At 53.0% G+C, this 13,878-nt stretch carries 10 protein-coding genes; 6 read left to right on the plus strand and 4 right to left on the minus strand.

The window, feature by feature from the left end:
• The first annotated feature begins 20 nt into the window (after nt 1-20).
• The 4 genes from LK436_RS06705 (at nt 21) to LK436_RS06720 (ending at nt 6,969) form a co-directional block, all read left to right on the plus strand.
• Nucleotides 21-1,070, plus strand: coding sequence for a glycosyltransferase family 2 protein (locus LK436_RS06705; protein ID WP_008397535.1), 1,050 nt, complete (start codon nt 21-23; stop codon nt 1,068-1,070).
• Between the two features lie 36 nt (nt 1,071-1,106).
• Entirely contained in the window at nt 1,107-3,395 is a 2,289-nt protein-coding gene (locus LK436_RS06710; protein ID WP_044931165.1) for an LCP family protein, read from the plus strand.
• A gap of 45 nt (nt 3,396-3,440) precedes the next feature.
• Nucleotides 3,441-4,859: an undecaprenyl-phosphate glucose phosphotransferase gene (locus LK436_RS06715; protein WP_008397531.1), complete on the plus strand. Its 1,419-nt coding sequence runs from the start codon at nt 3,441-3,443 to the stop codon at nt 4,857-4,859.
• A 130-nt stretch (nt 4,860-4,989) separates the two neighbouring features.
• On the plus strand, nt 4,990-6,969 hold the full coding sequence (locus LK436_RS06720; protein WP_008397529.1) for an LCP family protein: 1,980 nt from the start codon (nt 4,990-4,992) through the stop codon (nt 6,967-6,969).
• Between the two features lie 99 nt (nt 6,970-7,068).
• Here LK436_RS06720 and LK436_RS06725 read toward each other — a convergent pair whose 3' ends face one another.
• Nucleotides 7,069-7,893: an EFR1 family ferrodoxin gene (locus LK436_RS06725; protein ID WP_008397528.1), complete on the minus strand. Its 825-nt coding sequence runs from the start codon at nt 7,891-7,893 to the stop codon at nt 7,069-7,071.
• 560 nt (nt 7,894-8,453) lie between these two features.
• On the opposite strand from LK436_RS06725, the gene LK436_RS06730 reads away from it, so the two are divergent.
• Together LK436_RS06730 and LK436_RS06735 are read left to right on the plus strand one after the other, a co-directional pair.
• Complete coding sequence (locus LK436_RS06730) at nt 8,454-8,960, plus strand: flavin reductase (protein WP_015572915.1); 507 nt, start codon at nt 8,454-8,456, stop codon at nt 8,958-8,960.
• Between the two features lie 39 nt (nt 8,961-8,999).
• Nucleotides 9,000-9,479, plus strand: a complete 480-nt coding sequence (locus LK436_RS06735; RefSeq protein ID WP_021966850.1) for a hemerythrin domain-containing protein — start codon at nt 9,000-9,002, stop codon at nt 9,477-9,479.
• 175 nt (nt 9,480-9,654) lie between these two features.
• On the opposite strand, the gene LK436_RS06740 is transcribed toward LK436_RS06735, so the two are convergent.
• The 3 genes from LK436_RS06740 to LK436_RS06750 form a co-directional block, all read right to left on the minus strand.
• Nucleotides 9,655-10,041: an MmcQ/YjbR family DNA-binding protein gene (locus LK436_RS06740; protein ID WP_008397522.1), complete on the minus strand. Its 387-nt coding sequence runs from the start codon at nt 10,039-10,041 to the stop codon at nt 9,655-9,657.
• 62 nt (nt 10,042-10,103) lie between these two features.
• Nucleotides 10,104-11,870, minus strand: a complete 1,767-nt coding sequence (locus LK436_RS06745) for an NADH-dependent [FeFe] hydrogenase, group A6 (RefSeq protein WP_008397520.1) — start codon at nt 11,868-11,870, stop codon at nt 10,104-10,106.
• The gene (locus LK436_RS06750) at nt 11,864-13,705 is read right to left on the minus strand and encodes an NAD(P)-binding protein (protein WP_147594827.1); all 1,842 of its coding nucleotides are present in this window, start codon (nt 13,703-13,705) and stop codon (nt 11,864-11,866) included. Before LK436_RS06750 ends, LK436_RS06745 begins: the two co-directional genes overlap by 7 nt.
• Between the last annotated feature and the right edge of the window lie 173 nt (nt 13,706-13,878).

The raw sequence follows: 13,878 nt of genomic DNA on the forward strand, positions 1-13,878 counted from the left end.
AGAGCAAAAGAGGGAAAAACATGACAGCTACGACGACGGTAATTATTCCAAACTACAACGGAATGAAATTTTTGGAGCCCTGCTTAAAGGCCCTTCAGGCGCAGACCTATCAAAACTTTAAGATCCTCGTGGTGGACAATGGCTCCACCGACGGGAGCGCCCAGTGGCTTGAGGAGCGCGGCATCGATACAATCTTTCTAAAGGAGAACACCGGCTTTTCCGGGGCTGTGAACACCGGAATCCGGGCGGCAGATACGCCCTATGTGATCCTTTTGAACAATGACACAGAGGCAGATGAATACTATGTGGCGGAGATGGTGCGGGCCATTGAGCGCTCACCAAAGATCTTTTCCGTCAGCAGCCGCATGATACAGATGTACCATCCAGAGCTGATGGACGATGCGGGGGATATGTACTGCATCCTGGGCTGGGCTTATCAGAGGGGAGTGGGACAGAGCGTCAGGAAATACAGCCATTCCCGCCGTGTCTTTTCGGCATGCGCCGGGGCGGCTATCTACAGGCGGGAGGTGTTCGAGAAAATCGGCTACTTTGATGAGATGCATTTCGCCTACCTGGAGGATCTGGATGTGGGCTACCGGGCCAGAATCTTCGGATACGACAATGTATACTGCCCGGCGGCCATTGTGCGCCATGTGGGAAGCGGAACCAGCGGTTCCAAATATAATTCTTTCAAAGTGAAGCTGGCGGCCAGGAACAACGTATACTTAAATTATAAAAATATGCCTGCCCTGCAGCTTCTCATCAACGCAGTTCCGATTGGTCTTGGAATTCTCATAAAGAGAGGATTTTTTAAGAAAATCGGGTTTGAAAGGGACTATATGGAAGGTCTGAGAGAAGGATTTGCCACTGCCGGGAAGTGCAGGAAGGTAAAATTTTGCAGAGAACATCTGAAAAACTATCTTTTAATTGAGATGGAGCTGATCGCAGGCCTTTTTATCTATACATGGGAATTCGCGTCAAGAAAGCTTTCTGCGAAGGCCGGGCAGACAGCAGCCCCAATGGGGCAGGACAATGCAGCGCCGGCAGCAGGCTGCAGAGACGACGCGTAAGTACAGTCAGTTAGAATGCAAGGGGATGATGAACCAATGAATTATGATGGAGATGACGAGTTAGAGCGTATGCGCTTAAGAAGGCAGCAAAGACGCGAGGCCCGTCAGAACCGGGAGGAGACCGGGAGAGCAGGTTCCTACCGGGAGGATTTTTATACGGAGGACAGCCGCAGGAGCGCCTCAGGAAGAGAGCATGGCAGGAGCCCGCAGGCGGCGAGATATACCTCTGATGAATTTGGAGCGCAGTACGGCACTCATGAACGCAGCGGCCATGGAGCCAGAGAGCGAAGCCGCAGAGAGCAGGATTATGCAGAGCGCGGCCATCGCGCAGGAAGCCGTACCCATCGGGAGGAGAGCAGGCCTGGAACAGAGGGAAGGCGCTCCCGGGGGGAGGCCGGTTCCCGGACAGGCGGGCAGGAGCAGAGAACTTCCGGGTCCGCATCCTTTCGCTCTGGATATAACGGCCCTAAAAGCAGCGCAGGGGGCCGCAAAGGAAGAGGAGGCCGCGGAGGGCGCAGAGGCTTTGCCGGTTTGGATCGGAGAAAAAAGATCCTTGTCATTGCAGGAGGAGTGATTCTGGCCCTGATTCTTCTGGCAGCAGCAGCCCTCGCCTATGTCAACCACGCGATTTTCGGAAATATGCAGCAGCTGGACTTTGATGAAAAGAAGGTTCAAAATGTAAACCTGAGCGATGATCAGCTTGCACAGATGAAGGGGCACTGGATGGTTGCCTGTTTTGGCGTGGACTCGCGAGCGGAAAACGGAAAGATGAATGTGGGCAAGGGAAGCAATGCCGACGTCAACATGATCTGCAGTATCGATATGGAAACAGGAGAGATCAAGCTGGTTTCCGTATTCCGTGATACATACCTGAATATCAGCGACAAAAACACCTATAATAAGATTAACGCCGCATACGCAATCGGAGGTCCTGAGCAGGCTGTGGCGGCGCTCAACAAAAACCTGGATCTCAATATTACCCAGTATGCAACCTTCAACTGGAAGGCTGTGGCCGACGGAATCAATATTCTGGGAGGCGTTGATATTGAGTTAAGCGAGAACGAGCGCTCCTGGATCAATGCGTACATCACAGAAACAGTTAATGAAACAGGAATCGGTTCCCACCAGATCGAAAAGGCCGGTCTCGTCCATATGGACGGCGTTCAGGCTGTGGCTTACGGAAGAATCCGCTACGGCGATACAGACTATGCCCGTACAGAGCGGCAGAGAATTGTCCTTCAGGCAGCTTTTGACAAAGCAAAGACAGCAGATTGGGCGACAATCAACAACGTAATCCAGACGGTAATGCCTCAGCTGGCTACAAATATAGAGATGACAGATTTGATCCCTCTTGCCAGAAATCTGAGCAAATTCCATATAGGAGATACAAAGGGATTCCCGATGGCCAGAGGAGAGGCAAACATCGGAAAGAACGGTGACTGCGTCATTCCGCAGACACTGGAATCCAATGTTGTGGAACTTCATCAGTTCCTCTTTGGAACAGAAAATTACCAGCCTTCGTCCAAGGTTCAGTCTTACAGCAGCCATATTTCGGAGGTGTCCGGAATGTACAATGAGGGAAAATCCATTGACCACGTTCCGGTTGACCAGGGATTAAATGCAAGCTCCTATATCAAGGCAAGGCAGAAGCGGGCGGCTGAGAAGGCGGCCGCGGAGCAGAAGGCCAGGGAAGAGGCTGAGGCTGCCCAGAAGAAGGAAGATGAGACTACAGAATCTCTCCAGACAGAGACGCAGGCAGAGACAGCAGACTACTTCGGTGACTGGAATGAAGAGGATTGGGACGAATTCTGGGGCGGAGGAAACTGGTATGACGACTGGGGAGATGAGGGAATCGGCAGCGATGACGGTGCCACAGGCCCAGGCGCTGAGGTGAGCGGCCCAGGGGCTGAGTCAGGAACGACAAAACCGGGAACCTCAAAACCAGGAACCTCAAAACCAGGAACCTCAAAACCAGGAACCTCAGCTCCCGGAAACAGTTCGAACAGCTCTTCCGGCAGCTCTCAGACGAGTCCTGGAGGAAGTACATCTGATAAATCTTCCCAGGATGAATCCTCTGGCGCCGCTCAGGGCAGCTCTGGCTCAGAAAACGGCTCTTCTGGAAGCAAACCCACCAGCCCGGGAAGTTCCGGTTCAGGCACATCCGGCCTGACTCCTGACTCACCGGCAGGAGGAGCAGGAACAGGAAATCAGGGCAGTTCTGATACAAACACTTCCGGCGGGCAGGCAATCTCTGATCCGCCGGAACAAGAGCAGGAGGCCGCAGGACCTGGGGGAAGCGCAGGGCCTGCCGGCCCGGCTGCCTGATGCCTTTGCAGAAGGGGCCAGAGCGGCAGAATCAGGTGAGATACTATGATAAAAGATAATCAGAAGCGGCTGAACCGTTTTCATGTAGTTTTAGATGCATTGGTAATCATGGCATCCTACTGGCTGGCATGGTTCGTGAGCCTTGTGCTGAGTCCTGACGTAACGGCTCACAACAGGGAAGTGATGGCATGGGTGTATATACTGGCGCTGGTGCTGATCGTTCCCGCGTATCTGATCCTCTACGCTTTCTTTCATCTGTATACGCCGAAAAGGGTACAGGGAAGAAGGCAGGAGTTTGCCAACATTGTAAAGGCCAACACCATAGGCGTGCTGGCTATTGCGCTGGTGCTGTATCTGAACGGAAAGAATGAATATTTCATGAACTTTTCCCGTCAGATGGTGGCCTGCTTCTATCTGTTTAATATTGTCCTGGAATTTCTGGAACGCAATTTTATACGCCGCGCACTGCGGAGTATGCGCTCCAGGGGATATAATCAGAAGCACATCCTTCTTGTGGGATACAGCCGCGCAGCGGAAGGATTTATCGACCGGGTGTGTGCAAATCCAGAGTGGGGATATAATGTCAGGGGTATCCTTGATAATCACAGGGAATGGGGAACAGAGTATAAAGGGGTCCGCGTAATAGGCACCATCGATGAGCTGGATGCGATTCTGGAACTCAATTCCCTGGATGAAATTGCAATTACTCTGGGGCTTAACGAATACGGGAATCTGGAACAGATAGTGGCTTCCTGTGAGAAGTCAGGAGTGCATACAAAATTCATTCCTGATTACAACAATATGATCCCCACGCTTCCCTATATGGAAGATCTGCAGGGACTTCCGGTCATCCACATCAGGCATGTGCCGCTGACAAGCCTTACAAACGCTACGATGAAACGGCTCATAGACATCTTCGGGGCGCTGGTGGCCATTGTGCTGTTCTCACCTGTGATGCTTGCTGCGGCGATAGCCATTAAGCTCACTTCGAAGGGGCCGGTGATTTTCAGCCAGGAACGGGTGGGGCTCCACAATAAGCCTTTCAAAATGTATAAATTCCGCTCCATGCAGGTACAGCCCCCATCCCAGGAGAAGAGCAGGTGGACGACTCCGGGAGATCCCCGTGTCACTACAGTAGGAAAGTTTATCAGGAAGACGAGCATTGACGAGATGCCGCAGTTTTTCAATGTGCTGAAAGGCGATATGAGCCTGGTTGGGCCAAGACCGGAACGCCCCTTCTTCGTAGAGAAGTTTAAGGAAGAAATTCCGCGATATATGGTCAAGCACCAGGTGCGTCCGGGTCTGACGGGCTGGGCCCAGGTCAACGGATACCGGGGGGATACCTCCATTGTCAAGAGAATCGAGCACGACCTGTACTATATTGAAAACTGGACTCTGGGATTTGATTTTAAAATTCTGTTCCTTACTGTATTTAAGGGATTTATTAATAAGAATGCATATTAAGGCGTGATTTTGGGCGTTATTTGGCCAAAGGAAAAGCCAGCCGCATTCCGGGACAAAGCTCCCGATAGGAGAGGCGCAGGCGCTGCTGCAGGCGGCCGCGCAGAAATGCTGTAAAGAATGAGGAAGCTACATGAGGTATGAGGATGAAATCGACCGTTCCAGACGCCGGCAGAGCCGGGGAAGGGATACGGTTAAGCGTTCGGGCAATAAAAAACCGGCGTCAAACCGCCAGAAAGAGCTGACGCTGATTACGGATTCCTTCAAGGAGGATGCGCGGCGCAGGTCAAAAATGAATGAGAGCAGCTATGAAAGGCCGAAGAAGGCCTCATCGCGGGCAAAATCCTCCAAAAAGGAGGGGAAGGAGAAAAAGAAGGCAGCCGCCCAGTCCGGGCAGCCTTCCTTCTACCGTGCGGCGGCTAAGAAGAAGGCTCAAAAGAAGAGAAGAAAAATTGCCACTGTCATTTTGGGAATTTTCCTCTTTTTAGGGATAGCGGCCTTTGCCGGCTATACGTATCTGGATATTAAGTGGAAGGGACTGACCCAGAGAGCAGAAGACTGGAACCCGGATGAATTAATCAACCTGGATATTTCTGAAGAAAAACAGGAGCAGATGGAGGGGTACTGGACTATCGCAGTCTTTGGGCTCGACAGCAGAAACGGTTCCGTCGGGAAGGGAAACAACGCAGATGTAAATATGGTCTGCAACGTGGATCTGGCTACAGGCGAAATCAAGATAGTATCCGTTTACCGTGACACATATCTGAATATCAGCGATAAGAACAGCTACAATAAGATTAATTCTGCTTTTCTTCAGGGCGGGCCGACCCAGGCCGTTAAGGCTCTGAATAAAAATCTGGATTTGGAGATTGACGACTACGCAGTATTTAACTGGAAAGCTGTGGCCGAGGCGATTAACATTCTGGGCGGTGTGGATATTGAGATTTCAAAAAAAGAATTCTACTATATCAATGCCTTCATCACAGAGACGGTGAAGGCCACAGGGATTCCGTCAAAGCAGCTTAAGAGCGCGGGAATGAACCACCTGGACGGTGTGCAGGCAGTAGCTTACGGACGTCTGAGGCTTATGGATACAGATTATCAGAGAACAGAGAGGCAGAGAAAGGTAATTTCCCTGGCCTTCGAAAAGGCAAAACAGGCAGACTGGGCTACACTTAACAATGTTATACAGACGCTTCTCGTGACAGAGCAGGATGTGGATACCAGTATTGAGCTGGGCGACATTGTCAAGATGGGCCGCGGAATTGCAAAGCTCCATCTGGGAGAGTCCATGGGCTTCCCGTCAGAGCGCAAGGAAGGAAGAGTGGGAAGCAAAGGCGACTGTGTAATTCCCAATACGCTGGAGAGCAATGTGACAGAGCTTCACCAGTTCCTGTTCGGTGATGAGAACTATGAGCCCTCCTCTCAGGTAAAGACGATCAGCAATAAGATCCTGTCAGACTTCAGCGGAGGCGGAAGCTCAGGAAAGAAAAACGACACAGAAAAGACCACGGAGGCGCCGGAAACTACAGAGGCACCCAGCACGGAGACTTCTGGCGAGTCGGACGCCTACAGCGGAACCGGCTCCAGCCATGAATACTGGTATCCTTGGGAAACAGAGGGAAATGACGGAGCTACCGGGCCAGGACGGGAAACGAGGCCCCACCAGTCGGGACAGGAGTCATGGCCATATGGCGAGTCAAATTCCCATAATGGGTCCTATCCGGGAGAAAGTCAGGGAGGAAGACCGGGAGCTGAAACCAATCCGTCCCAGAGCGAGAGCGGGCAGGGCAGCAGTGATTCTGGAATTATTATCTATCCCGGAAGCGGGGCAGAGGAATCACAGGGCTCCATACCAAGACCCGGAACCGGCCAGGACACAGGCACAGGTACTGCTCCAGGCCAGGGAACCGGCATAACCGGAGGCAGTGGAAGCCAGGCTGGCAGCGCAGGAAGCGGTCAGGGCCAGAACGGCAGTTCTGCATACCCGGGAAGCGGAAGTTCTGAGCAAAGCCCTGTGCAGCCGGGGGGAAGCCAGACTTCGCCGGGCGGTACAGTTCCTGGACAGAACACAGACACAGGAGTGATTATCGGTCCTGGCACAGGAAATTAGTGTGCAGGCTGATATGAGAGAAAAACCGGGCGCTGCAGAAGATACTTCTGCGGCGCCCGGTTTTTATTCTAAGGCAGAGCTGTTTTTCTGGAGATGCTTTTAGATAAACACTTCGGTCTCTGCACGTCTTGTATAGTTCTGTTCCAGCATGGACACATGGGACAGGAAGGCAGCATCGTCGAAATACTTTGCGTGCTGCGGACATTTTTTTACACAGGCCTGGCATTTAATGCAGATACCGGTGACCTGTGATGGATCCTCGGCACTTATGGAGCCCATGGGACAGACCTTGGCACAGATTCCGCACTGATCGCAGGCATCCATCCTGGTAAGGGGCTTTGCCTTTAAAAAGACAGCCGGTTTTCCGTCTGTACCCAGAGGCGTATAGTATGGGCCTACCGGATCATCGCCTCTCACCTGGACGGGAGCCGGAATCTCTGTCAGGCTTCCGGCTTTTTCAGCTGCCCGGTCGGCAAAGTCGTCGAGAATTTTCCAGTCCTCTTCGTCGGGTCTTCCTGGAGCAATCTGATCGGAAAAAACATGGCTGCAGGCCACACCGGCTCCGGCGATTGTGTGGAAACCGTTGTGTTCCAGCTCATTTCTGAGCTCAATTAAGCCGTTGTCGAAATTTCTGTTTCCAAAGGTGACAACCGGAACTGCCAGTGTTCCGTCTCCTTTAAAGAGGGTCTGAACTGCTGGAAGCATCTTGTTCGGAACACGTCCTGCATATACAGGAGTGCCAAATACAACTAATTCCGATGGGCCGAAATTCTGCAACTGTGTTCTGTTCTCCGGTAATGTAAAATCATAGGATTCCACAGAAACTCCAAGTCTTTCTGCAATCCTTTTTGCGATTCTTGTGACTACAGCCTCCGTGTTTCCTGTCGCACTGTAGTACACTGCCTTTACTGCCGTAATATTCATTTCCTTTTCTCCTTCTTATATATTTTCACCTGCCGGAACTCAGAGAGACTCTTTCTGACGCATACAGGAAGAGATACAGTTCCGATGCAGATTTGAGTGTGTGGGAATTCATCCGGCTTTCAGCAGTAAATGCTGAAACCGGCATGCGCAGATATAATGACTGCTTTGCAGTCATTATATCACAGGCACAGCCTGTGATCGTCAGTCGCCGCTCGTCTCGTGTGAGCAAGCTCCCACAGGCTCGCTTGCGCTCATTATATCATAGATCTCACAAAAAAGCACTGTTTGCTCTGGAGTGATAATAAGAATGCGGCGGCTAAGCCTTCTGCGGGTGTTTTCAGGAGAAACGGACGAAAGTCCTGGGCAAACCAGGTTCAGAGTTTCCGGCGAAATTGGGAGTTCAGCTTTACTTGACCTGAGGAAAATTAAAATTTATAATAGACTGCAGAAAATGCCGGAGAGGGATGTTTGCGTTCGGAGACAGACTGAAGGGGAAGTGAACCAGAAAAGGCGCTTCGGGCGGGCATCACGGCAGTAAGATGTTTAAGGAGGATAGAGCCATGTCATTTAAAAGAATTGCCCCGGAGGAATTAAGAGTCAACCCATTTTCCATGATCGGCAAAGAGTGGATGCTGATCACAGCAGGGACGGTGTCAGACTGCAATACAATGACTGCAAGCTGGGGAGGCCTTGGAGTAATCTGGGGAAAACCGTCAGCCACTGTCTATATCCGCCAGTCCCGCTACACGAAGGAGTTTGTGGACAGGGAAGAACGGTTTACAATCTCTGTATTTGACGAGGCCTACCGGCCGGCCTTAAACCTCTGCGGAAAGGTGTCAGGGAGGGACTGTGATAAGATCAAGGAGGCGGGGCTTACACCTGTGGACGCAGACGGGACAGCCGCATTTGAGGAGGCAAAGCTGATTCTGGTGTGCAGAAAGCAGTTTCACCAGAAGATGACCCCGGAGAACTTCGATGTGAAGGAAAATGACGAAAAATGGTATGCAGACAGGGATTATCACACCATGTATATCGGTTCCATCGAGGCAGTGCTGGTGAGAGAGTAGTTCAGGGAGCATTTGGAAGAGCAGGAGAGAGGGACAAACGTGGGAGTACTGATTGACACACTTAGGCGGCAGCATGAAAATATAGAACATTTTACGGCAGAATTGAAGGCCTCCTGTATTCACTTCATGGAAACGGGCGAGCTCAACAGGAAGGCTTTCCGGGAGGCTGTGGCCTTTATCCGCTCCTATGCGGATGAACAGCATCACAGAAAAGAGGAGGACGGCCTGTTTGCCGCCATGCTGGAGCACCTTGGCGAGCCTGCCAGGAAGCTTATACGGGGCGGTATGCTGGTGGAACATGAGATGGCAAGGCATCTGACGGCGGAGCTGGAGGAAGCCCTGGACGTATACGAGAGAGAGCCGTCAGCGGAACACAAGCTGGAAATTCTGTCTGCGGCTATGGGATACTGTCAGCTTTTAAAAAGGCATATCCAGAAGGAGAATGAAGTGGTCTATCCATTTGCTGAGCGCGCTCTTCCAAGAGAGGTGCTGGAACAGCTGGATCGCGACGAACGATAGAGCGGTACAGACAGAGAAAAGGGAGGGGAGCTTCCTGGCCTAAAACGCCAGGAAGCTCCCCTCCCTTTTCCCCTGCAAGAAACAGGTATTCCCTATGGCTGAAACGGGCAGTGGGCGATTGCCCTTCAGAATTGCCCTTCAGAAGAGACAAGAATCCTGATGGAGGCCTTCTCTGCTACACTCCAGTCAGCTCAAAGCTCAGCTCAATCAGGGAGTCCAGCTCCTCTTCTGATACACTGCCGTTCAGGCAGACGGAGATCCAGTGAGTTTTATTCATGTGGTAGGCGGGAAAGATTCCACGCTTTCCGGCTGCCAGAGCCGCTGCAAGCTCCGGCTCACATTTCAGATTCAGAATATTTACGAATTCTGTGCCGCCGGTCCCCGTTTCCCTGAGCCGGGGCAGCTTTTCTGCGGAAACTCGCATGAGAACCCCGAACCATTTTCCGTTTTCAGTGTGTCGGAATACTGCGCTGTCCGGGGAGCTGCTCCAGAGATATTCGGGAGAAACTCCATACAGGGACTGAATGCGGCCGATCACCTGGGTGCGCACGTCTCTGTCCACAGCAGATTCCCCCTTTCTCTGAAACTGCAGCCGAAACTGCAGCCCGGCAAAATGATGTTTGCCTATGCCTGCTCATCTGCTGCAAAAGCCTGCTTTTCACCCGGCATCTTCCAGCCGCTGTGATCTGTGTGGAGGAGCCGGTGCGCCAGATGGGAACCGGGCTTTCCGAAGTAGGCTCTGTAAAGTTCCTGAACCTCGTGGTTTTCATGGGAGAAGCGGACAGGATTTTTCTGATCCATCTGATACAGAGTTTCGCTCCGGTTTGCAGCCTCTTCCCTGCCGTCGTGGATCGGCTGGCCTCCTCCTCCTGCACAGCCGCCGGGGCAGGCCATGATTTCGACGAAATCGTAGCTTGCCTCACCTCTTCTTATGGCATTTATGAGCCTTCTGGTGTTTCCAAGGCCGCTTGCAACCGCTGTGCGAAGAACTGTGCCTCCCAGGCGGAATTCAGCCTCCTTCCAGCCGTCCATTCCGCGGACAGCCGAGAAGGCATCCGGATCAGGATTTTTGCCCATTACCAGGTGGTAGCCTGTCCGAAGAGCTGCCTCCATAACGCCTCCTGTGGCTCCGAAAATGATCCCGGCTCCGGTGGACTCGCCCAGAGGAGAGTCAAATTCTTCTTCCGGAAGGGAGAAGACATCAATCTGCTCAGCCTTGATCAGCCGGCAGATTTCCCGGGTGGTCAGCACATAGTCCACATCCTTCACGCTGCCGTCATACATGGTTGGGAGATCTGCCTCCTGCTTTTTGGCCACGCAGGGCATAATGGAAATGCAGGTGACATTGTCCGGATCCACGCCAAGCTTAGCGGCGAAAAAGCTCTTCGTGACTGCGCCGAACATCTGCTGCGGTGATTTGGCTGTGGATAACTGTCCTTCCATATCTGGATACTGTGATTTCAGGAAACGAACCCAGCCGGGACAGCAGGAGGTAAACATGGGCCACTGAAACTCCTCTCTGTGTTTCAGCCGCTCGATAAGCTCCGTTCCCTCCTCCATGATGGTCAGATCGGCGCTGAAAGTAGTGTCGAAGATATAGTCAAAGCCCATCCGGCGCAGAGCTGCCACCAGCCGCTTGTCAGTGGCAAATTCCCTGGAGAGGCCGAATTCCTCTCCCCAAGCAGCCCGCACGGCAGGTGCAATCTGGACAACCGTGATTTTGTCGGGATTATTCAGATCTCCGTTCATGCTGAAGATTCTGGAAACGTCATCTCTCTCCTGAAGGGCACCGGTGGGACAGTGGGTGATGCACTGGCCGCAGAGGGAACAGTCGGAAGCCTTGATTTCCCTTCCCCTGGATACATCCACAGTCGTATGGGAACCGGTATTCTGAACATCCCACACATTCAGACTCTGAATCTTGTCGCAAATCTGGACGCAGCGCATGCACTTGATGCATTTTCCTGCGTCTCTGACAAGAGGAAAGGTAGTAGTCCAGCGGGTTTTGGCGTAGTGGATCGGGTATTCGTCTGTTACCAGATTCAGGTCATTTGCTACCTTCTGAAGCTTGCAGTTTCCGCTTCTGACGCAGGTGGGGCAGTTTGTGTGGTGCTGGGAGAGGATCAGTTCCACATTGGTCTTTCTGGCCTCCCGGACGCGGGCGCTGTTGGTGAATACTTCCATACCCTCTGTGACAGGGGTGTTGCAGGAGGTGACAAGGCGGCTTGTCCCGGCCACTTCCACAATACAGACGCGGCATGCTCCGATCTCATTGATTCCCTTTAAGTAGCAGAGGGTCGGGATATTGATTCCGATTTTTTTTGCAGCCTCCAGGATGGTTGTTCCTTCCGGGACGCAAACTTTCTGTCTGTTGATGATTATATTTACCATTCCGTTGTCCTGCCTCCTTTAAAGCTTCCATAGCCAAAGCGGTCGCAGCGCAGGCATCTGTGTGCCTCCTGGTTGGCCTCTTTCAGGCTCATCGGGCATTCTGCCAGCTGGAAGTCGTGTTTTCTCTCGTTGGCATCTCTCTCCTTCATGTTTACGCGGCCGCATGGCGGGCGATCGGAGAAATCGGCATCAGGGATATCCACATCGACGCTGATGATATGGTTGTAGCCGAGATACTGGTCAATATTTGCGGCGGCTACCTTACCGGCAGCAATCGCCCGGATAACGGTAGCGGGACCTGTCACACAGTCGCCTCCTGCAAAGACGCCGGGAGCGTGTTCCACTGCGCTCCAGTTTGCCGCCTGGATGACACCGCGGCGGATGGGGATGCCGGCATCTTCGAAATGCCTTGTCTCAATGCCCTGTCCGATGGCGACAATCACAACATCGCAGGGAATGCGCAGAGACGGCTCACCGGAAGAGGCCGGGGAAGGCCTACCGTCTTTGATAAGGCCTATCATCTTCGGTGAAGCCCAGAGAGCAGTCACCCGTCCGTTTTCATCCGTCTCGATCCGCTCCGGTGCGTGCAGCTCCAGAATTTCAGCACCCTCAGCGACAGCGCCCTCCACCTCTGCAGGAAGAGCTGTCATGTCATCCTTTCTGCGTCTGTAGACAATAGTAGTGTGGGATGCTCCCAGGCGAATGGCAGAGCGTGTTACGTCCATGGCCACGTTGCCGCCGCCGATGACACAGACTCTCTTTCCTGTGAAATCAGGCATCCGTCCGCGTCCGACCTCTCTGAGCATTTCCACAGCCGAGATGACGCCCTCGGCATCCTCCCCCTCAATTCCCACCTTCTTATCTGTGTGAGCTCCGATGGATATGTAAACGGCATCATACTCACGGCGGAGAAGATCCATGGAAACCTGGCCAGGTTCGCTTCCGACTGCTGTGTCAGTCTTTACCTCAACGCCCGTCTTTAAGATGGCGTCAACGTCTTCCTGAAGCCGTTCTCTGGGAAGCCGGTAGCTGGGGATTCCATAGAGAAGCATTCCTCCCAGCTTGGAGCGCTTTTCAAAGACCGTTGTCTGGTGGCCCATAAGCTGAAGATAGTATGCGGCAGACAGGCCGCTGGGACCGCCTCCGATAATGGCAATCCGTTTTCCCGTTGAAGGAGCGCAGGGCGGCGGCGGGACAATTCCGGCGTTGTCCACAGCTGCTCTTTTTATGCCGCGGATGTTGACGGCGTCGTCGATCATATTGCGGCGGCAGCGGGATTCGCATGGGTGTTCACACACAAGGGCGCAGGCCGTCGGGAAGGGGTTGTCCTTGCGGATCAGGCGGACTGCGTCTGCGTAGCGGCCGGCGGCCACCAAAGCCACGTAGCCTGGAATGTCCACGCCTGCCGGACAGAGCGCCACACAGGGAACCGGCTGATCCAGATGGTAGTTGCAGCGGGATGTTTCAATGTGGCTTATAAAGTCCTCACGGAAGCCGGACAGTCCTTTAAGAACCATATTGGCGGCCTCGTAGCCGATGGCACAGTCAGCGGTGGATGAAATCACGCGGGCCGTCCGTTCGATCAGTTCCAGAGTTTTATGGGTCCCGCGCCCTTCGAGAATGTCTGCAAACAGCGATTCAAGCTGGGAGAGTCCGACGCGGCAGGGAACGCATTTGCCGCAGCTCTGGGCCAGGCACATTTTCAGAAAAGAGGCGGTCAAATCCACCGGACAGAGCCCCGGCGGGCTGGCAACAATCCGGCGTTCCAGATCCTTATACAGACCTTCCACGACCGTCTGGGCCCTGCTGGTGGTAACAATACTGAGTCTGCTCAAGATGAAGCTCCTTTCTCTCTGGCGAAACAGTGATTATCCATGCCGGACGCGGAGGAATGCAGCTGTATCTGCAGATCCGTGTCTTCCTGAAAGGTAAGTCCCGAAGCCTCCTTCTGTGAGAAAGGGAAGCCTGCATGGTCCGTCAAAAAACAAAGAAAAACCTGCGTTTTCAG

This window comes from Clostridium sp. M62/1, assembly GCF_020736365.1.
GTDB lineage: Bacteria > Bacillota > Clostridia > Lachnospirales > Lachnospiraceae > Otoolea > Otoolea saccharolyticum_A.